The 24,459-nt window shown below is 41.2% G+C and carries 26 protein-coding genes and 1 riboswitch; of the genes, 1 reads left to right on the top strand and 25 read right to left on the bottom strand.

All coding sequences use genetic code 11. From position 1 onward, the window contains the following. Nucleotide 1 precedes the first annotated feature (1 nt). From F9B85_RS00355 to cobU, 4 genes are read right to left on the bottom strand one after another with little or no spacing between them, the layout of a single operon-like run. Nucleotides 2-1,414, bottom strand: a complete 1,413-nt coding sequence (locus F9B85_RS00355; protein ID WP_151617636.1) for a cobyrinic acid a,c-diamide synthase CobB — start codon at nt 1,412-1,414, stop codon at nt 2-4. Beyond that, a complete protein-coding gene (gene cbiB / locus F9B85_RS00350; protein ID WP_151617635.1) occupies nt 1,411-2,394 on the bottom strand; it encodes an adenosylcobinamide-phosphate synthase CbiB in 984 nt (327 codons plus the stop codon). The genes F9B85_RS00355 and cbiB overlap by 4 nt, the downstream gene beginning before the upstream one ends. A 44-nt stretch (nt 2,395-2,438) precedes the next feature. Further along, nucleotides 2,439-3,965 carry a cobyric acid synthase gene (locus F9B85_RS00345; protein ID WP_207707002.1) on the bottom strand — a complete coding sequence of 509 codons (1,527 nt, stop codon included), beginning with the start codon at nt 3,963-3,965 and terminating at the stop codon, nt 2,439-2,441. Nucleotides 3,966-4,012: 47 nt separating this feature from the next. Then, nucleotides 4,013-4,603: a bifunctional adenosylcobinamide kinase/adenosylcobinamide-phosphate guanylyltransferase gene (cobU, locus tag F9B85_RS00340; RefSeq protein ID WP_243138015.1), complete on the bottom strand. Its 591-nt coding sequence runs from the start codon at nt 4,601-4,603 to the stop codon at nt 4,013-4,015. Between the two features lie 47 nt (nt 4,604-4,650). On the opposite strand from cobU, the gene F9B85_RS00335 reads away from it, so the two are divergent. Continuing rightward, complete coding sequence (locus tag F9B85_RS00335) at nt 4,651-5,187, top strand: HD domain-containing protein (RefSeq protein ID WP_151617633.1); 537 nt, start codon at nt 4,651-4,653, stop codon at nt 5,185-5,187. Between the two features lie 23 nt (nt 5,188-5,210). On the opposite strand, the gene F9B85_RS00330 is transcribed toward F9B85_RS00335, so the two are convergent. The 21 genes from F9B85_RS00330 to F9B85_RS00230 all read right to left on the bottom strand — a co-directional run bounded on the left by F9B85_RS00330 (nt 5,211) and on the right by F9B85_RS00230 (nt 24,439). After that, nucleotides 5,211-5,831, bottom strand: a complete 621-nt coding sequence (locus F9B85_RS00330; protein WP_151617632.1) for a precorrin-8X methylmutase — start codon at nt 5,829-5,831, stop codon at nt 5,211-5,213. A 1-nt stretch (nt 5,832) separates the two neighbouring features. Further along, nucleotides 5,833-6,201 (bottom strand): sirohydrochlorin chelatase, encoded by a 369-nt coding sequence (locus F9B85_RS00325; RefSeq protein ID WP_151617631.1) that lies wholly within the window; start codon nt 6,199-6,201, stop codon nt 5,833-5,835. Between the two features lie 69 nt (nt 6,202-6,270). Further along, the gene (gene cobK / locus F9B85_RS00320; RefSeq protein ID WP_151617630.1) at nt 6,271-7,062 is read right to left on the bottom strand and encodes a precorrin-6A reductase; all 792 of its coding nucleotides are present in this window, start codon (nt 7,060-7,062) and stop codon (nt 6,271-6,273) included. Continuing rightward, the gene (gene cobJ, locus F9B85_RS00315; protein WP_170270037.1) at nt 7,059-7,748 is read right to left on the bottom strand and encodes a precorrin-3B C(17)-methyltransferase; all 690 of its coding nucleotides are present in this window, start codon (nt 7,746-7,748) and stop codon (nt 7,059-7,061) included. The genes cobK and cobJ overlap by 4 nt, the downstream gene beginning before the upstream one ends. Then, nucleotides 7,745-8,911 carry a cobalt-precorrin 5A hydrolase gene (locus F9B85_RS00310; RefSeq protein WP_151617628.1) on the bottom strand — a complete coding sequence of 389 codons (1,167 nt, stop codon included), beginning with the start codon at nt 8,909-8,911 and terminating at the stop codon, nt 7,745-7,747. The genes cobJ and F9B85_RS00310 overlap by 4 nt, the downstream gene beginning before the upstream one ends. Further along, a complete protein-coding gene (gene cobM / locus F9B85_RS00305) occupies nt 8,908-9,672 on the bottom strand; it encodes a precorrin-4 C(11)-methyltransferase (protein WP_151617627.1) in 765 nt (254 codons plus the stop codon). Before cobM ends, F9B85_RS00310 begins: the two co-directional genes overlap by 4 nt. Further along, complete coding sequence (gene cobI / locus F9B85_RS00300) at nt 9,669-10,382, bottom strand: precorrin-2 C(20)-methyltransferase (RefSeq protein WP_151617626.1); 714 nt, start codon at nt 10,380-10,382, stop codon at nt 9,669-9,671. Before cobI ends, cobM begins: the two co-directional genes overlap by 4 nt. Beyond that, nucleotides 10,382-11,638 (bottom strand): precorrin-6y C5,15-methyltransferase (decarboxylating) subunit CbiE, encoded by a 1,257-nt coding sequence (gene cbiE / locus F9B85_RS00295; RefSeq protein WP_151617625.1) that lies wholly within the window; start codon nt 11,636-11,638, stop codon nt 10,382-10,384. Before cbiE ends, cobI begins: the two co-directional genes overlap by 1 nt. Continuing rightward, nucleotides 11,620-12,726, bottom strand: coding sequence for a cobalt-precorrin-5B (C(1))-methyltransferase CbiD (gene cbiD / locus F9B85_RS00290; RefSeq protein ID WP_151617624.1), 1,107 nt, complete (start codon nt 12,724-12,726; stop codon nt 11,620-11,622). Before cbiD ends, cbiE begins: the two co-directional genes overlap by 19 nt. Nucleotides 12,727-12,889: 163 nt before the next feature. Next, nucleotides 12,890-13,067, bottom strand: a riboswitch (cobalamin riboswitch). A gap of 27 nt (nt 13,068-13,094) precedes the next feature. Next, nucleotides 13,095-13,370, bottom strand: a complete 276-nt coding sequence (locus F9B85_RS00285; RefSeq protein ID WP_151617623.1) for a translation initiation factor 2 — start codon at nt 13,368-13,370, stop codon at nt 13,095-13,097. A 124-nt stretch (nt 13,371-13,494) separates the two neighbouring features. Then, the gene (locus tag F9B85_RS00280) at nt 13,495-14,667 is read right to left on the bottom strand and encodes an LL-diaminopimelate aminotransferase (protein WP_151617622.1); all 1,173 of its coding nucleotides are present in this window, start codon (nt 14,665-14,667) and stop codon (nt 13,495-13,497) included. 32 nt (nt 14,668-14,699) lie between these two features. Further along, nucleotides 14,700-15,695 (bottom strand): dipeptidase, encoded by a 996-nt coding sequence (locus F9B85_RS00275; protein ID WP_170270052.1) that lies wholly within the window; start codon nt 15,693-15,695, stop codon nt 14,700-14,702. A 196-nt stretch (nt 15,696-15,891) separates the two neighbouring features. Beyond that, nucleotides 15,892-16,152, bottom strand: coding sequence for a stage V sporulation protein S (locus tag F9B85_RS00270; protein ID WP_151617620.1), 261 nt, complete (start codon nt 16,150-16,152; stop codon nt 15,892-15,894). A gap of 103 nt (nt 16,153-16,255) precedes the next feature. Beyond that, nucleotides 16,256-17,038: a TIGR00282 family metallophosphoesterase gene (locus F9B85_RS00265; RefSeq protein ID WP_151617619.1), complete on the bottom strand. Its 783-nt coding sequence runs from the start codon at nt 17,036-17,038 to the stop codon at nt 16,256-16,258. Between the two features lie 138 nt (nt 17,039-17,176). Then, nucleotides 17,177-17,701: a hypothetical protein gene (locus F9B85_RS00260; protein ID WP_151617618.1), complete on the bottom strand. Its 525-nt coding sequence runs from the start codon at nt 17,699-17,701 to the stop codon at nt 17,177-17,179. A gap of 146 nt (nt 17,702-17,847) precedes the next feature. Then, nucleotides 17,848-19,377 (bottom strand): ribonuclease Y, encoded by a 1,530-nt coding sequence (gene rny, locus F9B85_RS00255; protein WP_151617617.1) that lies wholly within the window; start codon nt 19,375-19,377, stop codon nt 17,848-17,850. Nucleotides 19,378-19,693: 316 nt separating this feature from the next. Further along, nucleotides 19,694-20,206 carry a regulatory protein RecX gene (locus F9B85_RS00250; protein ID WP_151617616.1) on the bottom strand — a complete coding sequence of 171 codons (513 nt, stop codon included), beginning with the start codon at nt 20,204-20,206 and terminating at the stop codon, nt 19,694-19,696. Beyond that, nucleotides 20,199-21,218, bottom strand: a complete 1,020-nt coding sequence (gene recA, locus F9B85_RS00245; RefSeq protein WP_207707001.1) for a recombinase RecA — start codon at nt 21,216-21,218, stop codon at nt 20,199-20,201. The genes F9B85_RS00250 and recA overlap by 8 nt, the downstream gene beginning before the upstream one ends. 91 nt (nt 21,219-21,309) lie before the next feature. Continuing rightward, on the bottom strand, nt 21,310-22,032 hold the full coding sequence (locus F9B85_RS00240) for a DUF881 domain-containing protein (RefSeq protein ID WP_170270051.1): 723 nt from the start codon (nt 22,030-22,032) through the stop codon (nt 21,310-21,312). Between the two features lie 5 nt (nt 22,033-22,037). Then, entirely contained in the window at nt 22,038-22,796 is a 759-nt protein-coding gene (locus F9B85_RS00235) for a DUF881 domain-containing protein (RefSeq protein ID WP_151617613.1), read from the bottom strand. 29 nt (nt 22,797-22,825) lie between these two features. Next, nucleotides 22,826-24,439, bottom strand: coding sequence for a DEAD/DEAH box helicase (locus F9B85_RS00230; RefSeq protein ID WP_151617612.1), 1,614 nt, complete (start codon nt 24,437-24,439; stop codon nt 22,826-22,828). Between the last annotated feature and the right edge of the window lie 20 nt (nt 24,440-24,459).

Here is a 24,459-nt window from a genome sequence, read left to right as displayed (position 1 = left end):
ATTATATTTTTTGCCCTGCAAAAAAGGAAACTAAGCGATCCATTGCAGTCGGATAGGCTGAAAGATGAAAGTGAACATAAGAAGCTGTTAGCGCTTTTTCAACATAACCAACTTGACGAACTAGAGGTTCTTGACCAGGCAAAAAAGTCTTAGTTATTCTAAATGCGCTTTTTTGTAATTCTGCAGGGTCATAGTTAAGACTCGAGTAATGAAACTCGTGACCACGTAATAAATCCCCTTGATGGGCAAGCAAATTATCGGTTGTAGCCTGGGCTGTCACATAACCTAAGGCTTGACGCCTTTTCTGCATTTTACATTTTGCAGGCACTAGACCTGTTAAGCTATATTCTTTTTGCTTGCTATCTTCAATTGAACGGCTTAGGAACATATAACCGCCACATTCTCCATAAATCGGCATTCCATTTTGATAAGCAGAGCGTAAGTCTTTTATGAATTGCTGATTCTTCGTTAGTTCTTCTAAATAGAGCTCCGGATAACCGCCTCCAAGATACACTCCTTTTACATGTGCTGGAAAGGTTTCACCTGCAACAGGTTTAAATGGAATCCACTCAATTCCTCGGTCGCTCAGATCTCGTAAAGCGTCTTCATAATAAAAGTGAAAAGCCTCATCTCTAGCAATGGCTACAGGAATTTTCTCTAGTATTTCTAGCTTCTCTTTTTCTTCTATTTCTAATGTTCTTAAGGTGGATTTTTTCGTTGATTTACTGAGCAAGCTAATGATTTGGTCAATATCTATTTGATTCTCTATCACCTGGGCTAGTTGGGTGCAATATTCTTGTAGAGCCTCATCATCTCTTACAGCGGAAACGAGTCCTAGGTGACGTTCTGGAATCGCTTCTATACTGTTTTTCAATAGCCATCCAAATACAGGTAAGCAACAACTTTCTTCAATAGCTTTCTGGATCATCAGGCCATGGCGTTCAGAGCCGACACGGTTAACAATTATACCAAGTATCTTTATATCTGGCATTAGCTTAGCAAAGCCATAGACGGTGGCGGCCACACTTTGGGCGGCAGAAGAGCCATCTACGACTAAGATAATAGGTACTTGAAGCATTTTGGCCAAAGATGCTGAACTACCTGCTCCGCCAGGTTTTTCTCCAGCCGCTCCATCATAAAGTCCCATGACGCCTTCTAGAAGGGCCAGATCTGCCCCTTCTAGAGCACGCTTGTATAAGCGCTCAATCGTAGGCCTATCCATAAGCCAACTATCTAAGTTGGAACAACTCCTACCAGTAATCCATCGGTAAAAGGTAGGATCAATGTAGTCAGGGCCGCATTTAAAGCTCTGAACTATTTTTCCTCTTTGACAGAAGGCTGTTAATAGACCCATTGTTAAAGTTGTTTTGCCTACACCGCTATGGGTACCGGCGATCATTGCAGAGGGTATCATAGGAACCACTTTCCTATTCCATATAAAATACACATGCCGAAAAAGGAAAAAATAATCGTTGTAACTGTCATTATCTTAACAGCTTGTCCTATATGGTGGGCACGCAAAGGTTGATGAGCTTCTCCCATGGTAGCCCGCATAGAAGGATGGCCACCATAATAGTTCAACCCACCTAATTGAATACCTAGCGCACCAGCCATGACCGATTCAGAAATGCCACTATTAGGACTAGGATGGGCAGAGGCATCATGGCGCCATGTCTTCATCATTGCTTTCCAAGGATGGCCTAGGATGGTAGCACCAAGAATCATAGAAAAGCCTGTTAGTCGAGCTGGTACATAGTTGGCCAGATCATCAAACTTAGCGGCAAACCGACCAAACCAAAGATAACGTTCGTTACGATAACCGATCATGGAATCTAAGGTGTTTATGGCCTTGTAAGCATAGGCACCGGGTAAGCCAAAAAGAAAGGCGTAGAATAGTGGACTTGTAATGCCATCTACCGTGTTTTCTGCCACCGTTTCTACGGTAGCCCGTACAATTTCACTTTCATCTAGATTTTCTGTGTCTCGTCCCACTATATAAGATAGCTTTAGACGAGCTTGCACTAGATTACCTTGTTCTAATAGCTCTTTAATCTCTAAGGCCGCTCCGGCCAGAGTTCGTGCTGCCAAAGCTATGCCAAGTAGGATAGCGGCTACAATGGTATAGAGCCACTCTGTAAGGGATATGGTGCTATATAGTAAAGCTACTGTAAGTAAGGTTGTAGTAGTCACAACGAGAAGAGAAAGCAAAGCTCCTCGCCAGTACAAAGCTTGTTGCTTCTGTTCTCGCTGTGGATATAGTTTTTTTTCAAGCCAAGAGATCATCTTGCCAATAGCTACAACAGGGTGAGGTAACCAGCGCGGATCACCTATGAGCAAGTCGATGAGCAAGGCTAGGAAGATAATTAAAGGGCTTAACAGCAAAATATTGTCCATTTTTTACTTTCTATCCTTTATGAATCTGCTTGGAATCTAATTAATTAAGAAAGATCTTGCAGGCCCACAATCTCATAAAGTTTTTTCATATCTATGCTTTCTCGAACTATTTCTGCCAAGCGATTATAGTCTTCTTCTTGCTTTGCTTTAACGGAGAGACTATGTGCAAAATTTAGTGGCTCCCAGCCCTTTTTACGACGTAAAAAGTTCAGTAAAGCCTGCCGTAAGGCATCATTATCATAAATTCCATGCAAATAAGTACCTATAATCAAGCCATCTTCTCCAACTATGCCATCTATAGATAATGCTTCCTCTGAACTTTCTTTTTGAAGTTGGCAAAAAGGCTTATATGGTCCTGCTACATGACTGCGTCCCATATGGATTTCATAACCTTCAATGGTCATTCCCTGTAATGGCCCTAAGAAAGGTCCAGTGCCACATAGCTTACCATGCACTTGCTGGGTAACTTTCTCTGCTTCCATTTGCGTGACCATGTTGAAAAAGCCTAGTCCTTCAGCTCTTTTTTGGTTACTTTCTACAGCCTGGGGATCGACAATTTCACGACCAAGAAGTTGATATCCACCACAGATACCCCAAAGCATTTTTCCTTGCTCTGCATGCTTTTTTATCTTTTCGATAAGACCGCTTTCCTGTAACCAGATGGCATCTTCAATAGTATTTTTTGTACCAGGTAGAATGACCATGTCAGGTTCGCCAAATTGATCTGGCGACGTTATATAACGAATTTGAGCTGCTTGCTCTAATGTTAAGGCATCAAAATCAGTAAAGTTAGATATTCTTGGTAGCCTGATGACAGCTATATCTAGCTTCTTATCATCCATAGGTCTACTGACTGCTTTTTCTAAAGCTACAGAATCTTCTGCTTGAATATGCAACCCTTGAAAATAGGGAATGACGCCTAAAACTGGTTTCTTAGTATATTCCTCTAGAAAGTCAATAGCCGGCTGTAACAGTGTAATATCACCACGAAACTTATTGATGATAATACCTTGGACAAGTTCTTGTTCATCAGGATCTAGAAGAGCTAATGTTCCCACCACAGAAGCAAGAGCACCACCACGGTCAATATCTGCTACTAGTAACACTGGTGCTTTGGCCATTTTTGCCACGCGCATATTGGCAATATCTCTTGCTTTTAAATTTACTTCTGCCGGCGATCCAGCTCCTTCAATAACAATGACGTCATAATCACGATGAAATTGATCGAGGCACGTTTGAATGGTAGAAAGAGCTTTCGTGGCATATTCCATATGGTAAGTACGGGCATTAAGATTGCCTACTGCTTTGCCCATTAGAATTACTTGAGAAGAAGATTGGCCAGTTGGTTTCAGAAGTACAGGATTCATGGCTACATCTGGTTCTAAACCTGCCGCTTCAGCTTGAACAACTTGTGCACGGCCCATCTCTCCCCCTGTTTTGGTGATGAAAGAGTTTAGGGCCATATTTTGTGATTTGAAAGGGACGACTGCCAGACCATCTTGGTAGAAAATGCGACAGAAGGCTGTAGCTAAAACGCTTTTGCCTACATTGGAACTAGTACCTTGTAGCATAATTGCCTTGGCTATAGGAATCGCTCCCTTCTAGGCTCTCTCTTAGATTATTTGACTTGCAGAGGATAGCCGCTTACGGTTAAAAAAACTTGATCTGCTTCTTTTGCAAAGGCTTGTTGAATTAGGCCTGAAAGATCTCGAAATATACGACTTAAAGGGTCAACTGGTACGATGCCCATGCCCACTTCGTTTCCTACAACTATAATGGTGGCTAGAGATTTTTTTGCTTGTAGGGCTACTTGTTTAGCTCTTTCCAAGATAGCTTCTTCATGTTCATTAGACCAATGTTCAGGATAATGAGGTAAGATCAAGTTGGTGAGCCATAAGGTTAAGCAATCAATGAGAATTATATGATCAGGCTGATCCCATTGGGCGATTACTTTTTCCATATCAATAGGCTCTTCTACTGTAATCCAATAGTCAGGACGGCGCTGACGATGTAAGTCCACTCGCTTTTCCATCTCTTTGTCATAAACTGTTGCTGTTGCAAGATAGATGACTTTTCCATCTTTTGAGGTTTTATCCTGAGCTATTTTTTCTGCAAGGGTGCTTTTGCCACTTCTAGCGCCACCTGTTATAAGTATCAACGAACCTTGTTGAAGCTCTTGTTGCTGAGGCTTTTCTGTAATTGTTGACACCCTTGTCTCCCCTTCGTCTCGTCATTTTGTTGTGATATACTTAGGCCATGAAAACTGCATTTTCCAAGATAATCTATCGTGGCCGACAAGTTTACTGGGCCTTAAAGAGCAACATAAAACCAGAAGAAGTAATTTGGGCGAAAAACCTACTTAACCCCAATGAATATGCTATTTTTACCCAACTTTCCAGAGCTGATCGACGCCATTCTCTTGATGTGGCTTGGCTCTGTGCCAATTCTACTCATCTTCTTTCTAATGAAGAGCGCACTTTATTATTAAAGTCTGCTTTACTGCACGATATGGGTAAAAGGCACTATCCACTTCAGCTGTGGCATCGCATTGTTTATGTGCTTCTTCAAAATCACCCTTGGTGGTTAAAAGCTTTGAAGGAAAAATCCTCTCTCGGCAAGGCTTTGTGGGTGATGGCTCAACACAGTAACCTTGGTGCTGAAGAAGCGGCGCAACTTAATTGGTCTCCTGATCTTGTAGCTTTGATTCGCCATCACCATGACAGACAAGTAGTGCTTTCTGAGCCTTTAGACAAGCTGATTGGGATATTACAATCAGCTGATGAAAAAAGTTAAGACGAGTTAGGTTAAGTGTACGTTCAAGGCATTTGTAAGAGCAGGCTGTTGATGATAGCTACTGCTACGGTACTACCGCCTTTGGTGCCTTCTATAGTTATATATGGTACTGATAAGGTTGATAGTAATTCTTTAGATTCGGCGGCGCCAACGAATCCTACAGGCACGCCTACGATTAGGGCTGGTCGACAGATGCCTGCTTCTATCGCTTTAATCAATTCAAATAAAGCTGTTGGTGCATTGCCAATAGCTATCACAGCACCGTTAAACTGCGGTGCTAAGAGCCGGAATGCCGTCATCGCTCTTGTTTCGCCTGTTCTTTTGGCTTCTTCTATTACAGTTTCGTCATGGATGGCGCATAATAATTGGCCACCTCGCGGTTGCAGGAGCTTTTTGTTAATGCCTGTAAGTACCATGTTTACGTCGCAGTAAATTGACGCGCCCTGCGAAAGAGCTTCAATTCCTGCTGTTACAGCTGAGGGGTGAAATTTTACAAGCGGCGCAATATCTACATCGCCTGTCGTATGGACGACTCGCATGACAACCTTTTGCTCTGCTTCCGATAGCTTAAGGGGGCCTAGTTGATTGGCGATTATAGCCATACTTTTATCTTCGATGGCCTGGGGGTTAGTTATATATTCCATCTTACGATAACTCCTCAATCCGCTCGTAGACGAGATCGACTAAACGTTCATCGGTGCCAAAAGGTCTTCCTTGATTAAAGGTTACATGACCATATTGGGTCCGTAATTCTTCTAGCATTCTAGGTACGTCTCGTTTCAAATGAATGCCATTGTTAAGAAAGAGTGGCACAACTTTGATGTGATCTACTTTCTCTTCTTCTATTAGACGACGGACACCATCTTCTAAGGATGGCTCAGCAAGTTCCATAAAGGTAACTAACAGTGGCTCTATGTTATATTTTTTTTTCACCATTTCACCAACTATTATGGCGTTTTCGTTAGCTTCTTTTGAGCGACTTCCATGGGATAAAAGAATTACTCCGCTTTTCATTCTACTTGACTCCTTTTTGTTATTTCATATAGTCCTTTTTCTGGTCTCTTAATATGGCTCTGTAAGCTTTTAGATTGTTTTCTTAACCCAGAGTAAAAGTTCATCAAAAGAATTTGTCATAAGTGGATATTCTATCGTTGGTCTTGTAATTACAAGTACTGTCATTTTTAGTTCTAGAGCAGCCTGAATTTTTTCTATAGTACCACCTGGTGCACCACTTTCTTTGGTAATTAGCCATTGGGCACCACTATGTTCATATAGAGCTTTATTTAGTTCATAAGTAAAGGGACCTTGTATGGCAATTATTTGCCCTGGATTTAGACCTAGTTCCTGACATCGCTTAATAGGTTCGCTTTCTGGCAAGAGACGCACATAAGGGATTAATTGGCGAGTAAGTAGATCTGGAATAGCTTGTTCTAATATACGACTGCCTGTAGCGAGGAAGATTTTTTCTCCTTTTTTTGCTGACTCTAGGTGTTGCAAACAGTTAGACCAACTTGATACTTTGATGAGTTGTTCCGACGCTGGCAAGGGTGTTCTTGGTCTTTCATAACGAAGGTATGAAAGATTCTTGCTTCTCGCTAGATTGATTAGGTTTTCTGAGGCAATCTGAGCATAAGGATGGGTAAGGTCTAGAATTGCTTTTATTTTATTCTTTTCTACGAAGGATTCCATTTCTGTTCTAGCTAGGGCACCTTGGTGAATCTGAAGGTCTCCTTTTTGCAAAGCATCTTGATGAGCTTTAGTAAGTATTTCTGCTCCGTATGGGCTGACTACTGTAATGATTAGGGGGACTCTAAGGGGGAGCAGTTTATTCAGCAATAGGGAGGCTTCACTTGTGCCAGCGGCCACCCAAATCATAAAGGGTAGCCTCGCGGTGTAATCATCCAGTTGCCGTCTATATAAGTTTGTGAGTTGCCAATAATGATGGTTGTGAACATATCGATAGGATGGTCGGTAAAGTCAGCTAATGTGGTCAGCACTTTTTCTTGTCCTTGCCGACCTGCGTTGCGTATAATGCCCACAGGTGTCTCTACTTTTTTGTATTGCAGTAAAGATTGTTGAACTGCTTTTATTTGATGGACTCTTTTGGTGCTTTTGGGGTTGTATAAAGCAATAACAAAGTCACCTAGGGCGGCATTTTCAACGCGACGTAAGATTAGTTCCCAAGGGGTTAGTAAGTCACTAAGAGAAATAACAGCAAAGTCATGCATCAAAGGAGCACCTAGTTGCGCTGCTGAAGCTGTCGCGGAAGTAACACCAGCGATGACTTCTACTTCTATTTCACGACCGCCTTTTGTCCCTGTTAGGATTTCTAAGACAAGTCCTGCCATGCCATAAACGCCAGGATCACCACTAGAGACGATGGCTACTTTTTTGCCAGATAGAGCAAAGTCTACGGCTTTTTGGCATCGTTCAATCTCTTTTCTCATGCCGGAGCTGTAAGTTTCTTTTTCCTCTGTTAGATCTGCTATTAATTCAAGGTAGCGATGATAGCCCACTATAATTTCGGCATTGTCTATGGCTTGTCGTGCTTTAACAGTCATTTCCTCTTGACCAGCTGGTCCAAGTCCAATAATGGCCAGGGAACCTCGGCTAGTGCTACTGTTACAGGTCCGTACTTTCTCTTGCTCTGAATGATCTGGCTGTTGGGGTGAACAAGGAGAGCTGTTGGTTCGCATAGAGCCTTCACTCCAATCGATTGATAGACAAAAGTAGATGTACTAATTTCTTGATGTTGCTGGCAACAGTCGTTGATTTCATCTGCTGTAAAGGTAATAAAAGGTACTTGACGAGATTGGGCGAGCTCTAAAAGTGCATTTTCTGTCGCTTTGATCCAGCCGCTGGCTATGGCCAAAAGGCAGTGCTCGCTAATCTTCGCTGATTCAAAAGCTTGTTCTAAAGCTTTTTCCACTTTTTCTAGAGAAACACCACGTCGACAACCTATACCAGCTACTATATAGCGAGGATAAAGCGTTAAGGTTACCTGCTCTTTTACCCTTGCGGTGGTGCAAAGCACTGTTAGGGTTCCTTCTTGGCAGTTATCGCTCTGCTTCCACTTATCCTTCGGCCAGCTTTGCCAAGCAATTAAAGTCTCCGGAGGCAGTGGAGTTTGGGGTTCTTCTTCATGATTGCTTTGCTCTGCAAGCAAATAGCTCTTCCAATTTTTAAGAAATTTCTCTTCCATGTACCACTGCAAAGGTTGCTGGCGCAGTAAGGAAGAAGAGATTTTTTTTATGCCTTCTCTAGGTTCAAGATGGGCATTGAATCGACGAGCAAAAGTATCGATGGCCGGTAATTTTTTCACATCCGTAGCTGTTGTGATCACAGGCCTAGCTTGAATAGCTTGGGCTACTTTGTGAGCTAATTCGTTGGCGCCACCCCAATGACCAGATAAAACGGAGATAACATACTGTCCTTCTTCGTCAAGTGCTAGGACAGGCGGATCTGTTTGTTTATCTTCAATCAATGGAGCTAGAAAGCGTACTAAGATAGCAAGAGCACCTATAAAAAGGAGCGGCTGTCCTTGTCGATAAATCTTTTGAAAGTCTTCTCGTAAAGGCTTTTGCCAATGTTTGCAAAGAGCTTCTAGTCCTTCAGGTTTCTTATCTTGTAAGTCTTCAGGCAACCAGATCGTGCTATGGGGAAAGTGATTGCTAATTTTACCAGCTAGAGCAGTACCGCCGGGTGTAAGTGCAATAATATTCACTCTCTAGATTCCGTTCCTTTTCGAAAGCCATGGCTAAAAGTTGGATCGTAGAGCATGGAGCGTTCATAGGGTCCTTCTAAGAAGGGGCCTACAAGGATCATAGATGTTTTGGTAAAGCCAGCTTCTCTCACTTGCTTTGCTATTGTCTCTAATGTACCTACTACTTTTGCTTCTTCGGGCCAGGAAGCTTTGTAGACAACAGCGGCTGGTGTATTTTGGTCGTAGCCACCTTGTATTAGCTCTGCTACTACTTCTTCTATTTTGTGAGTGCTCAAAAAAATACACATTGATGTACCATGCTGTGCTAGCAAACGGAGAGATTCTTTTTCTGGCACTGCTGTTCTGCCAGCTTGTCGTGTTATTATCACAGTTTGGGAAAGACCAGGTAGCGTAAATTCGCGCTTCAATGTGGCAGAGGCAGCCAAAAATGAACTTACTCCTGGAACGACTTTGTAAGGAATTCCCTGGATATCAAGTTCATCCATCTGTTCTCGAATAGCACCATAAATTGAAGGGTCGCCTGTATGGAGTCGAACTACTTTTTTGTTAGCCTTGTAAGCTTCAATCATCACAACTAATACTTCTTCTAAGGTCATGGAGGCGCTGTTGTATATGGTTGCTTCTTCACGACAATGTTGTAATATTTCAGGATTAACTAGAGAGCCGGCGTATACGACTACATCGGCCTGAGCAAGCTTTTTTTGACCTTTTAATGTAATTAAGTCTGGATCGCCTGGTCCTGCTCCCACAAAAGTAATCAAGCCTTGGCCTCCTTTTTTACTAAAAGCAAACTTAAGTAGTCTAGTTTTTTTCCTTGTAGTTTGCTAAGGTCTTTTTCTATATGTTCTTCTGCCATTCCACAGCGAGAAATAAAGTAAGAAGATGACAAACGTCCTTCATCTTCTAAAATTTTATAGATCTCATCAAAAGAAGAAGCGGCTTTTAAGAGAACTAGATTAGGAAAGCTTTCTATATAGGTCCTTAATTCTTCTGTTTCACCTAAGGCTGGTATGATCACTAGCGGTTCTTTGCCTTCGGCAAGTGTTACGTTGAGACGTGATGCAGCGGCTGAAAAAGAGGTTATCCCTGGCACACTTTCTATTACAATATTTTTATCTTTTTTCTGCAAAGCTTGAAGAAGATAACCATAGGTGGAATAAAGCAATGAGTCTCCAATGGTAACAAAAGCGCAATCTTTTGTTTGTAAAACTTTATAGATTTGGCTAGCTCCTTCTTGCCATGCTTTTTCTAGTATTGCTTGATCTTGTGTCATAGGTAAATCAAGTGGAATAACTGTTGTGTTTTCCGTAATAAGCTCTTTAATGATGGTTAAGGCCTGGCTTTCTCTACCCTTTTTCCCTTGCGGTGTGAAGATGACTTCTACTTCTTGCAATATACGATAAGCTTTTCGGGTAAGTAGTTCTGGATCTCCAGGACCTACGCCAATTCCATATAGTCTTCCAAGTGCCATTAGTTTTCCTCCTTCGAGGCCCACAAGATGGTGACAGGATTTAGACTTTTCCAAAGGTGATAAGAGCCAGCTTTCTCCATTTTCTGAATTTGCACTTGCACAGCTTGAAAAGGAATTTTCTGTTCTTCTAGCCATGCTGTTGTTTCTGCTACTGTTTCTACAGTAATAGCATTAATAACGATACGACCTTTTTGCTTAAGCTTTTGCCAACTTTCCGACAAGATAGCTTTCAAGTTACCGCCTGATCCTCCGATAATGACAACATCGGGGTCAGGCAATTCTTGTAAACCAGCAGGTGCTTCTTCATAGATGACTGTTAGATTATTTACTCTAAAATGTTCTTGATTAGCTTGGATTAAAGAAGAAGCTTCTGCATTTCTTTCTATGGCATAGACCTGTCCCTGATCGGCTAACTGAGCCGCCTCTATAGAAATAGAACCTGTACCTGCACCTACGTCCCAGACGATATCTTTTCGTTGAATACCTGCTCTAAGCAGTGTTAGTGCTCTAACATCCGACTTGGTCATAGGCGTACTTTTTCTAATAAAGGCTTGATCTGGTAGACCAGGATAGAAGCGTTCCGCTTCCATTGTTGCACTTTCTTTTTCTTTATCTACTCTACCACCACGGACCATAAGTAAGGCTGGTTCATAAGGACTGCGAACTTGAGAAGCTAACTCTTCTAAAGAACCTGTTTGAACTTCTTCTTTTTCATAGCCTAGATTATAAAGAATTATTCCTTCTCGCCAACCTTCTCCTTGAGCCGTTAGATGTTGACAAAGTTTTTCAGGCCCATTCTGAGGATCTGTTAAGTAAGCAACCCATCCAGAGTGGTCTAGATGCAAAGGCATATCTTCTATGTTTCGTCCATGTAAGCTTTGCCAGCGGCATTCTTGCCAAGATTGCTTAATTTTGGCAAAGGCTAGTTGTAAGGAGCTTAAGCCAGGAATAACCTTTAGCTGTTCTACACCAAGCCTTCTACTCAATAGCGGCAAGAGACTGTAAAATCCAGGATCGCCGGAAACAAGAAGGGCAATCTTTTTTTTGCCTTTTTCTGCTTCTAAGAAGTTAATGAGTCCTTCAAGATCAGCATCAATTAATCTCTGTGGTTTTTTTAATTCTGCAAATAATGCAAGTGCTCTTTTTCCACCTACTAGTACTTGGGCATTTTCAACTTCTCGAATAGCTTGCTCTGTTAGGTATTCTCTTGTTCCTGGACCAATTCCAATAACTGTGATTAGGTTTTCCAACGCCATATGCTACCTACTTTCTTAGCCCCCTCACTCCAGGCGACAGGCTCACCTTTCAAGTTGGTAAAGACTATTTCTACAGGTCCTTGAAAGCGTTCTCTGGCTTTTTGAGTTGCTAGATTGACGAGATGTTGAAGTAGTTTTGTTTGACCTGTTTCTTGCAGGTACAATAATGCTTCTTCCGCTGTATTAGATTCCATAATAGTTTTTATTAAGGTAGGAGAAAGTCCTAATAATGCCGCCTGCGAGGCCATAATCTCTCTGCGCCCGTCGGCAATTTTGCTGTGACTGTGAAAAATACCGCCTGCTACTTTAACGAGTTTCCCGATATGTCCCCACAGTAGTATTTCTTCTACCCCTTTTGCTCTACATTGATCGAGCATGTATCCAATAAAGTTGCTCATTAAAATCACAGCATCAGTAGGAGTACCCATTTCCTCTACTGCTTTTTGACCTATTCTACCAGGTGTAAGAACTAGTGTTTTATAGCCAGCTTGTAAAGCCACATCAATCTGGCTTTCTAAGCTTTGCTTAAAAGCTTCTTCAGACATGGGGTGAACAAGACCTGTTGTTCCAAGAATAGAAATGCCACCAGTTATGCCGAGTCGGGGATTTAATGTTTTGGGGGCAATTCTTTCTCCTTCTGGAACAGAGACGACTAGATGTACACCGGCTCCGTGGGGTAATACTTCTTCTACAGCTTTTCGGATCATAGCTTGAGGTACAGGGTTGATAGCAGATTCTCCAACTGGTAAAGCTAAGCCCGGCTTCGTTAAACGACCAACACCTTTACCACCCTTAATGACAATTCCCTTTGGTGACCGTGAAGCTGTAACTTGAATAGCCAGTCCACTAGTTGCATCAGGGTCATCGCCACCATCTTTAATTACTTGACACGTTATATAGTCTTGAGCTTGCTCTATTAATTCTGCTTTCAATCGCAATCTTCCATCGTAAGGTAAGGGAATTTCGACGATAAAACTTTGATCAGGTGGAAATGTTTCATCTACTTGATGTAACGTATTATAGAGCAAGGCTGTTGCTGACTTGGCCGCTCCTGCCGCCGAAGCTCCTGTGCTGTAGCCTTTTCGCATTACCAATCCCCTTTTTGCATAATCGATTAGGCAGACCTAAAAAGCCACACCTCTATAACAAAGAGGTGTGGCTTTTGGTGACCACATATAGAAAGACAGGGTACTATACATAGTTAACAGCAAGAACCCTGATCAATCCACCTCCCGTGACTCGCGGGTCTTAACGGTGGGGGGAGAGATAAGGTATCCTGGCTAAGGTTCATCGCGCTTATACTACTCTGCCTTCCCAGTCAATCCAGTGGCTTGAGTACGCTCCCCCTCACAGTGGCGGCACCGCGTCGGATTCTCACCGACTTCCCTTTAGCTAATGTGCTAAAAACTTAATCTGACCCCATCTTAATTAAACTGTGTAATATTTATTGCATTGTTTATTCGTCAATTTTTTCTTCATTCCTGCATAACCACAAAACTTTTCCACCATCGTTCTTATACAGAGACTGTTTATAACGTTCTCTTTTCTGCTCTCGCCGAAGTCGTCGATTCTCCTCTTCCAGCTTTATAATAGTATTTCTTCGTTCACTTTCTACTGTTTCCAAAAGAGCCATCAATACACGACGGCTCGTCCGTAACTGGTTCAGGCGCGAGCGCAGGTAAACCACTTGATCCTTGAGTAGATCTATGGAATCTTCTCTGACATCTCTCATGGTTATGCCTCCTGCTCTTCTCTTGACACCAGTTTATGTCTGTAAAAAGCGGAATATCCCTACTTTATATAGACCTTTCGAAGACCAGAGGAGATTAGGTAAAAAATTCTAGGAAAAAGAGCTCTTATGAAGAAAAGGAAAAAACTTTTCCAATGCGTTGTACTGCTTCCTGGATACGTTCATCAGGTACAACAAGAGCTATGCGTACGTAACCCTCACCGCGCTCGCCAAAAGCGTTGCCAGGGATAACTAATACACCAGCTTGACGTATCATTTGCTCAGCAAAGTCAAAAGAACTGTCAAAACCGGAAGGAATGGGAGCCCATACAAACATAGAAGCTTTCGGCTTATCCATCTTCCATCCTAGGTTTGCTAATCCATTGACTAGAAGGTCTCTTCGGCGTTGATAGACCATGGCATTCTCTTGGACCATGTCTTGTGGACCTTGTAATGCGGCAATAGCGGCCCACTGTACCGCTTTAAATACACCATAATCGATGTTTGATTTTATGCGATTTAAAGCTTTCAATAAATCTGCATTGCCTACAGCCATTCCGAGACGACATCCTGCTAGATTATAGGACTTTGATACAGAATGCAGCTCTATACCTACATCCTTTGCTCCCTTAACTTGAAGAAAGCTGACAGGTCTATAGCCGTCGTAAGCTAATTCAGAATAAGCTACATCATGTAAGATGACTAGATCATATTTGCGTGCAAAAAAGACAGCTTTCTCAAAGAAGTCTAAATCTGCAGTTGCCGCTAAAGGATTGCTGGGATAATTCAAGACCATCATTTTTGCTTTGTGAGCTATGTCAACTGGAATAGCTTCTAGGTCGGGAAGGTACTGGTTTTCTCTAAGCAAAGGCATTGCATACTTTTTACCTTCTGCCAACATGAGCCCAGCTGTGTAAATTGGATAGCCTGGATCTGGAATTAAGGCAACATCACCTGGATTGATTATGGCCAAGTAGATGTGTCCTAGACCGTCCTGAGAGCCCATAAGGGAAAGAACTTCTTCAGCAGGATTTAATTGCACTTGAAAGCGTTTTTGATACCACTGAGCTACTGCTTTCTTAAACTCGGGAAGTCCATCTGATAGAGCATAACCATAAGCATCGTCTCTAGCTAAGGCCTCCATAAGAGCTTGTCGAACATGGGGTGCAGGAGGACGATCAGGACTACCTATGCCTAGGTTAATAACGTCCACTCCCTGAGCGGAAACCTCTTGGCGCAGACTATCCATTTGAGAAAAAACGGCAGAGGAGAGAGCGGCTATTCTTGATGCTGTTTTCATGATGTCAATGTCACCTCTTATTTTTTTGCGAATTATCGATTCCCTTCATAACTCATGTAAGAAGGTAATGCTTTTCCTAAAAATTCAAAGTAATTATCACTAGATATTGCTTTAACCTGACTATCATTAAAGCCGCGACGTAATAAAGCTTCCCATAGTCGATGATAATGAGCAGAACTAGATAATTCTGCAACAAATTGGTCTATGCCATCAAAGTCGCTACCTATGCCTACATGCTTATAAGTACCTGCTATGATACAAGCATGCTCAATATGATCAACTACTCTATTTATATCAACTTTTTTTGCATTAGTCGATAAAAAAGGTGGATAAAAATTTATTCCCAACATTCCCTCTCTTTTACTTATAGCTTGAATTTGTCGATCTGTTAGATTTCGAGGATGATCACAAAGACTTTTACAATTGCTATGTGAAACTATAAAAGGTTTTGTAGTACAAGCTAAAGCATCCCAAAAACCTTTTTCTGATATATGGGCTAAGTCAACAATCATATTTAATTCTTCCATTGTTGCAATTACTTTTTTTCCAAAAGAACTCAAGCCACCTGCGCTCTCTCTTTCATGACAACCATCGGCAAGTAAATTGCGATGATTCCAAGTCAGACCAATGGAGCGCACACCAAGCTGATAGAGAAGAGGAAGGATTTCTAAGGAGCCTTCAAGAGCTTCGCCACCTTCGATAGTAAGTAGGCAACCTACTTTATTTTTATGAAGCTTCAGCTTTTCTACATCTTCCTGATAGCCTATAAAAGTCATAGCGGAAGAATTTTTTTTTAGAAGTTTATTGAAGCTTTCGATTAATTGTAAAGCGTAACGAAGACTTCCCGAATGTTGGTGTGCTTGATCTACAAATACTGCAAAAAACTGTATTACTACAGAGCCAGTTTTTAAGTTACTTAGGTTAATAGGACCTTTAAAAGTATTAAAATCAAAGTCATCCCAGTTTTTTATATGATAAAGTCGACTTAGGGTATCGCAGTGGCTATCGACAACAGCATAAGTTGGCAATCTTATCACCCTTTGCTTTTAGTCTTCTATAGTCAAGGAGACCTCTAAGATTGCCTAGAAGATTATGGTTTGCTAGCTTCCGCGATAAAAAAATAAAACCTGCACAGAAATCTGAGCAGGCCTGGAAACTAAAGATTTATTTATTAAGTAAGATATAAAACCAATATGGATTAACGATATGGATTAACGATATGGATTAACGAGGTTCAACAATAAGCTTAATAGCGGTACGCTCTTCACCATCGATAGAAATATCAGTGAAAGCAGGAATGCAGATGAGATCTACTCCTCTAGGTGCTTCAAATCCTCTAGCAATAGCTACAGCTTTTACTGCTTGGTTCAGTGCACCTGCACCGATAGCTTGAATCTCAGCGCCACCTCTTTCTCTTAATACACCTGCTAGAGCACCTGCTACGCGGTTTGGGCTGGATTTAGCTGATACTTTCAGAACTTCCATTAGAACGGCCTCCTTGATTGTTATTATTTTCTTCAATTTCCACTATTGTATATTTCTACAGTAACACGAAAATTCCTTTTTTTCAATCAGGAAAATTGCCATATTAAGGCTCTATGGTCAAGTTTATCCGTTCTATGTCCGCCGCTTTTCCTTTTTCAGCCAATTCCGTTATTACAGCACAAAATTGCAAAGTACCTGCTGCTGTCTCAAAACGCACAGGTAAAGATGTTATGAATTTTTTGAGCACAAGCTCTTTTTTTACACCAATTACAGAATCTCTCGGTCCTGTCATACCAACATCAGTTATATAAGCTGTTCCACCAGGCAAAATTCTTTCATCAGCTGTCTGAACATGAGTATGCGTCCCAACGACTACGGAAGCACGACCTGCTAGATGCCAGCCAAAAGCAACTTTTTCCGATGTAGCTTCACCATGAAAATCAACGAAAACATAATCACAATTTCCTTTTAGTTGCTCTAGCACTCGACCAACGCTTTGGAAAGGGCAATCTAAGTTATCCATAAATACACGACCACAATAGTTAAGAACAGCTATTTTTTTGCCGTTAGGTAAAGTAAAGATACCCCAACCTCTACCAGGTGTGCCTACTGGATAATTAGCAGGTCGAATCAATTTAGGTTCACCATCGATAAAGTCAAAAATTTCTTTTTTATCCCAAGTATGGTTGCCCATTGTGATAACATTAACACCTAAGTTAAATAAATCGTAAGCTACATCTTTTGTTATACCATTACCGCCAGCAGAATTCTCTCCATTAGCAATTACAAAATCTATATTTCGTTCTTTGATAATTTTGGGTAGTAATAGTTCAATAGCTCGACGTCCTGGTTTTCCAATGATATCACCAATAAATAAAAGACGCACTCGACGAGGCCTCCACTCTTTTTCTACAGTAAAAATTGCCCTAAGGCAAGAAAGAAACTGTGTTATACCACAGTTTCCCCATTATAAACTACTTTCACTTCTAAAGCTTCTTACCTTTACATGGTATGTAAAGGTAATTTATTTATTAAATACCATGACACGTCCTTCTTCTCGATAAGCATACAAAGATTGAGAAGGTTCATTGCCTGGTAAGTTATCAAGTAGATGAGTAATCATTTCTTCTTGCCACAGTTGCTCATCATCTTCTATTATATTGCTATTATCTTTTTCAGATAAACAGAATGAGCCAACTTGTTGTTTTAACAGTTCTACTAGAAGTGCAATTTCATGAAAAGTCAAGCTGTCCACATCACGATTAATATAAAGACTTGAGATGGGGTTTTGTTTCTCTACTTTAACGTTAAGCAATTGAGGATTTGTTTTTGTTAGTTTGTGAAATAGAAGCAATGCTTCTTCTATGACTGCTGCAGAAACTTTCATCTTCTTTTCTTCTGCATCTTGATGCAGTAGAAAAGAAAACTGAATCATTCGTTCAAGAGGGTCATATGTAACTGTACCTACTTCAGGATAACGAGCTAGAATTGATATTAAAAGACCCATGCTACCTTTCATTTCTTCGTTTATCTTGATCTTAGCAGTCAAAATGTCACCTTCCCTTATGCCACCCTTTTAAAACTTTTTCTACAAAGATGACAAAAATCCTGTTCTTTTCGTAACAATACTTTTTAAAAAGATTTATTAAAAAAGGAAAGTCGATCATTTTTGAGATCGACTTTCCTTTTTGTAATCTACTTGGCATATTCTACAGCACGGGTTTCTCGAATTACAACTACTTTGATCTGACCTGGATATTCAAGCTCTGCTTCAATTCGTTTTACTATATCTCTAGCTACTCGAATTGATTCAGCATCTTCAACTTTATCCGGTTTAACCATAATCCTAATTTCTCGACCCGCTTGAATTGCAAATGCCTTTTCAACGCCTTCAAAAGAGTCGGCGATTTCTTCCAATTTTTGCAAGCGCTTGATGTATGATTCTAAGGTTTCTCGACGAGCGCCTGGTCTAGCCGCGGAAACAGCATCTGCCGCCGCTACTAATACAGCTTCTACTGTGTGAGCCTCTTCATCACCATGGTGTGCCGCAATACAATGAATTACATCGCGTGATTCACGATATTTTTTCGCTAAATCTACACCAATACTCACATGGTTTCCTTCAACTTCATGGTCCACAGCTTTACCAATGTCATGAAGCAAGCCGGCTCTTCTTGCTAAAGAGACGTCAGCTCCAAGTTCAGCGGCCATTAAACCAGCTAAATGAGCTACCTCAATTGAATGCTTTAATACATTTTGACCATAAGAGGTACGCCATTTGAGTCGACCTAAAAGCTTGACCAATTCCGGGTGAATGCCATGTATGCCTGTCTCAAAAGTAGCTTGTTCGCCTTCTTCACGTATTCTTTGCTCTACTTCTCTTTGTGCTTTTTCTACCATTTCTTCAATTCTTGCTGGATGAATTCGACCATCAAGAATTAGTTTTTCCAGAGCAACGCGGGCAACTTCTCTACGTATCGGATCAAAACCAGAAAGAATTACTGCTTCTGGTGTATCATCAATAATTAGATCAATGCCTGTTAAGGTTTCTAAAGTGCGAATATTACGACCCTCACGACCGATGATTCGTCCTTTCATCTCGTCGTTCGGTAAGGCTACTACAGAGACTGTTGACTCTGCCACGTGATCGGCTGCAAAACGTTGTACAGCTAATGAAATAATTTCGCGAGCTTTTTTCTCTGCTTCTTCTTTGGCCTGATTCTCAATATTTTTGATCATCATAGCCGATTCGTATTTCACTTCTTCTTCGATGTTAGCAAGTAAGAAGGAACGAGCTTCTTCTGACGTTAAGCCAGATAAGCGCTCCAATTCTGAGATCTGTTGTTCTAACGTTTTGGAAAGTTCATTACGAACAGTCTCTATCTCTTCTTCTCGACGATGCAAAGAATCTTCTTTGCGTTCAATCGATTCCATCTTACGATCTAAAGATTCTTCTTTTTGTAACAACCTGCGTTCTAAACGTTGTAACTCATTGCGTCTTTCGCGGTTTTCACGTTCTGCTTCTGTACGCATCTGATGAACTTCGTCTTTGGCAGTTAGTACAGCTTCGCGCTTCTTTGCTTCAGCTTCTCGTTGAGCATCTTGTACAATCTGCTTTGAACGCTCTTCTGCTACACCAACTTTTGCTTCAGCTATAGATTTGCGGTACATAACACCTGCAACAAAACCTACAACTGCTGTTACTATCGCTACTATCCATTCCATAGGGTCTTTCACCTCCTCTTTAATGACTATTATCTTGCATGCTTTTTGCTAAAAATGAAAAAAACCGAGCGAAAACTCGGTTTCGAGGAGATATCATTCCACATTTAAGTACGGTTTTAACATATGTTAAAACCGTTGGCGCCTATGTCCTTATAATGCCAATCACAGCCCCTTGCATGGTTCATTAATACTGCTGTTCTTACTAAGAAGGGAATTGCTGTTGATGAAATATATAAGAAACGCCTCCACAGTGGCGTGATGCTCCACGATACAAGTTTCCGTCTATTGGTCATTATAAAATTTTTCATATATCATGTCAAGTTTTCTGGTCATTCATCAAAAGTTCTTCTGATTTTAATTCTTCAATTAGTCTGTAAATTAATTCTAAAGGAAAGCCTTTTTGCTGTAAATGTCTTCCCAGACGTGCGCTTTTATGACTTTTTTCTTTTTTTGATAGTTCTTGAAGTTTAGAAAGAGCTACTTTTTTGGCTCGTTCATATTCTTCTTCTGCTGACAAGGTCTCTTCAATAGCACGCTCTACAATGTTAGATGCAATACCTCTTCTGTTTAGTTCTTGTTGAATCCGTAAGGACCCATAAGATGAGCAATCTTTACGATAACGAGCAAAAGAGTAGGCAAAACGTTGATCGTTTAAGTAACCTAGTTCTTTTAATCGGTCTAAAATCGCATTAATATCTTCTTCTTTGGTACCCTTTCGTTGCAAACGCTGAGCAACTTCCAAGGAACTTAAGGAACGTCTAGAAAGCCAGAAGAGAGCTTTTTTCCAGCTCTCCTCATAAGACAAATATTTCATTGTGAAACTATTCATTTTCGACAGCTAACTCCATGACACCTACAGGTTCTTGTCCTCGGATGATCGCTTCGACTTCTTTAGTCAATGCATCATTATTTTTCAAAAACTCTTTTGCATTTTCACGACCTTGTCCAAGACGCTCACCTTTGTAAGAGTACCAAGCTCCACTTTTGTCGATAATTTTCATCTCTACAGCTAAATCTAGTAAGCTACCTTCTCGAGAAATGCCTTCACCATACATGATGTCAAAGTCTGCTTGCTTGAAAGGTGGAGCTACTTTATTTTTAACAACTTTAACCCGAGTACGAGAACCGATCATTTCTACACCTTGTTTGATCGTTTCAACTCTGCGTACTTCAAGCCTTACAGAAGAATAAAACTTTAAGGCTCGTCCACCTGGTGTTGTCTCAGGGTTTCCGAACATAACTCCTACTTTTTCTCGGATCTGGTTAATGAATAGACAGCAGGTTCGAGATTTTGATACAACACCTGTCAACTTACGTAGTGCCTGAGACATTAATCGGGCCTGTAATCCCACATGAGTATCGCCCATCTCACCATCTATCTCTGCCTTCGGCACAAGGGCTGCCACGGAATCAACAACAACAATATCTACAGCACCAGAACGAACAAGGGCCTCACAAATTTCTAAGGCTTGTTCACCTGTATCAGGCTGAGATACAAGCAAGTTGTCAATATCAACGCCTAGCTTGCGAGCGTATACGGGATCAAGAGCATGTTCTGCATCGATAAATGCCGCCATACCACCGGTTTTCTGAGCCTCGGCAATAATATGTAGAGCTACTGTTGTTTTACCTGAAGATTCAGGACCATAGACTTCTACAATCCGACCTCTAGGAACGCCTCCAACGCCTAGCGCTATATCTAAGGCAATAGAACCTGTAGGGATCACATCAACCGATAGCTTCGCCGATGCTTCTCCTAAACGCATGATTGCTCCCTTACCAAAGGCTTTCTCAATGTTGTTCAGAGCCTGTTGAAGGGCTTGTAATTTATCAGCGGCCATGATCTTCCTCCTTTATTCACTTTAACGGGACAAGTAGGATTCTATGTCTGACTATACCTTTCCTGTCATTACTTGTCAATCCCTGAATAAATCATGGCGTTTGTGTCATAGGTTTGGCATAACGAAAGCGCATAGAACCTGTGTAAGCAGGTATTTCGACACTGTTTTGTTTGGAGATTTTTACATCTATTTTTCGTTCTTTTAAGCTATTAACGCGACCATCAGTGACTTGAATTACATCGTTCAATTGATCAGGTGGTCCAATAGCATCTATTACATAAATTTGCTCTCGGTCACTACTAATTGGTGTTTTGTTAATTAATATGTTTTTGCCTGACACATAGATTTCTGAATTGGCAACTATACGTTGAGCATTAACAGCAATCGCTTCTGCACCGGCATAGCGTAAGATATTTACTAGTTCCATCAAATCAATAATGTCTACAGGAAAAAGAGTTGCCTGTTGGGAGTCTAAAGTGATACGAATACCGGCTCCTTCCACAGATGCATAACCTGTTAAGATTCTCAGTCGATCAATTTCCGAAGAAATACCAGTACCTACGTAGCCTTTAGCAACTTCTTCGTATTTATCAACTTCTGCTTTTAGTCGGTTAATTTCTTCTTCTAACTCTACTCTTTCTAGTTCCCCTTTTTCCAGTAAATCTTCTAAGGCCTTTTGTCGCTCGATCATTTCTGTTCGACCTTCTGCAAGATGTGTGGCTGTATTGAACTGCGTTGTAAGCAATATACCAAGGGCAAGCGCTACAATGGTCGCTGTTACTTGCCATCTTTTCCATTTCATTTTAACGGACATTTTCATTATCTTCTCACCGACTCTTGCTGTAGATCCGTAACTGTTCTGGCATATCGAAATCTAACGTCACCACGATAAGCCGGTATCTCTAGCTTTTCACTCGGCAGAACATCATAAGTAATTCCGTAACGCTGGCGATAATCTCTAAGCATCAAGGAAATAGAAACCATATTTACAGAAGATGTTAGATTTTTGGGATCACCAACTGCTTTAATGACAAAAGGCGGGGTTATATAGTCACGGTTTACAAAAATTGTAGTGCCACCACAGAAAATTTCTGAGCTACTAATCAGTCTTTGATGATTGATCGATATGGCTTCAGCCCCGCCTGTCCATAATGCGTTGACTAACTCCCTTAAGTACCAGTCATGGATGTAGTAATCATTTATATTGTCCAAGCTAGAAAATTCAAAATCCTGTGCTAAAGGACTATCATCTAAGGTAATTACAATACCTGGACCTTCTAAGGGCAAAAAACCTGCTTCGAGACGAGTTCTCTCTAAGGTTTGCTCTAAGGCCTGTCGGGAATCTTCTCCATCGCGATATCGGTTTAACTGAGACCTTAGTTCTATCATCTGGGTGTTCAAGGTATCTTTCGATTGCTCCATCTGAATCAGCTTAGACGTTAACTCATCAACAGAGTAGGCAGCCGCTTCTTTGGTGATCTCTGCTTGTGTACGCCATTGCACCATGAGCGAAAAACCGACAAAAAAACATACAATTGTCGAAACAAGGATCGCTTGCGTGCGCTGATTCAACTTCAAAGCCTTTCACCCCCAGGGTCTACAAAATATTATCTTGCTTTAGCTGGCTCTACGCTAATCTTGCGCCCCTTGATCATATTCTGGTGCATTACACCAAGAACACGTCCGGCAACATCTTCAGGCACTTCTACAAAAGTAAACTTATCGTAGATATTAATTACACCGATCACGTTTCCAGGAATTCCTGCTTCCTCAGCAATTGTTCTTACAATATCTTGAGGTCTTACTCCCTGACCACGACCAATATTCATGAAGAGTCGCACCATGCCAGGTTCTGCACCAGTATTACCAAACTCGGATACTTCTTTTTCTGCTTTTTCTGCTTCTGGTCCTTCTACAAGAAGTTTGAAAGTAGCCGCGGCAATTTCCATTGGATCGTATTCATCGGCAAGCTCACTGATAATACTTTTATATTCACCAAAGTGTCCTCGCTCCAAAAGGGTAAGTAGTTTGCTTTTGTGCGACTCTTTGTGTCTTTCTACAATATCAGCCATTGATGGTAGATCGCGACGTTGAATACGTGCTTTGGTAACTCTTTCGATGAGTTTCAATTGACGATATTCACGATAGTTAATTAAAGTTATTGCAATGCCTTTACGTCCAGCTCGACCAGTGCGACCGATGCGGTGTACATAGGACTCAGGATCTTGTGGAATATCGTAGTTAACAACATGAGTAACATTCTCTACATCAATACCTCGTGCTGCTACGTCTGTTGCTACTAGTAGCTCAGCCTTGCCGTCGCGGAATTTCTTCATCACTCGATCCCGCTGTGCTTGCGTTAAATCGCCATGAAGTCCTTCGGCAAAAAAGCCTCTTGTCTTTAAAGAAGCAACTAATTCATCGACACCTCTTTTGGTACGACAGAAAATGATGGCCGCACCAATTTCCTCCATGTCTAGAACACGACAGAGAGCATCTACTTTCTGAGAATCTTTACACTCATAATAAACTTGTTCGATCAATGGTACTGTCAGTTTGTCCCTTGAAATAGTGACAAATTCAGGACTTTTCATATATTGACGAGCTAGCTTTTGAATAGGACCAGGCATAGTTGCAGAGAACAATAAGGTTTGTCTATCCTCAGGCGTTTCTTTGATAATTGCTTCAATGTCATCAATGAAGCCCATATCGAGCATTTCGTCAGCTTCATCAAGGATAACCATACGCACATTGTTCAAACGTAAGGTTTTACGACTAATGTGATCAAGAATACGTCCAGGTGTACCAATAACAACTTGTACACCATGACGTAAAGCTCTGATTTGTCTTTCTATAGATTGGCCACCATAGACAGGTAGAGATTTTAAGTTGCTTAAGCGACCAATTTTGCTAACTTCTTGAGCAACTTGAATAGCTAATTCTCTTGTTGGACAGAGCACCAAAGCTTGAACTCTACTATCGTCTGTATCAATCATTTCTGCCATAGGAATACCAAATGTAGCTGTTTTACCTGTACCAGTCTGGGCTTGCCCAATCAGATCTTTTCCTTCTAATATAAAAGGAATTGCTTTGGCTTGAATCGGTGATGGTTCTTCAAAGCCCATGTCGGAAATAGCTTTGAAAACCATGCTCTTTAAGGTAATATCTCCAAAACTTACTCTTTCTTGTTCCTCACTACCTGAGTTGCGATGTAATGTCATCGTATGCACCCTTTCAATCA

The sequence above is a fragment of the Heliorestis acidaminivorans genome (assembly GCF_008933955.1).
GTDB classification, from domain to species: Bacteria; Bacillota; Desulfitobacteriia; order Heliobacteriales; family Heliobacteriaceae; genus Heliorestis; species Heliorestis acidaminivorans.
Note: the sequence above shows the minus strand (reverse complement) of the source record. Positions and strands in the feature narration are given on the sequence as shown.